Origin of the sequence: Bacillus cereus group sp. BfR-BA-01347 (assembly GCF_022663835.1) — a bacterium.
Classification (GTDB): Bacteria; Bacillota; Bacilli; order Bacillales; family Bacillaceae_G; genus Bacillus_A; species Bacillus_A thuringiensis_K.
Genome location: NZ_JAKUGG010000116.1, coordinates 1 through 210, shown reverse-complemented (window position 1 = coordinate 210; position 210 = coordinate 1). Strand labels below are relative to the sequence as shown.

Here is a 210-nt window from a genome sequence, read left to right as displayed (position 1 = left end):
TACTTACAGCTCCCCGAAGCATATCGGCGTTAGTCCCGTCCTTCATCGACTCCTAGTGTCAAGGCATCCACCGTGCGCCCTTTCTAACTTAACCAAACTAAAATTAAAAAATATGAGCTACACTGTTATCTAGTTTTCAAAGAACATACATTTATATATGAGAGATAGTTCTCTCAAAACTGAACAAAACGAAACACGGAAACTTTATTG

The 210-nt window shown here is 38.6% G+C and carries 1 rRNA gene; it reads right to left on the bottom strand.

The window, feature by feature from the left end:
- A 23S ribosomal RNA gene (locus MR143_RS32910) occupies nucleotides 1-94 on the bottom strand; the annotation flags it as partial.
- Between the last annotated feature and the right edge of the window lie 116 nt (nucleotides 95-210).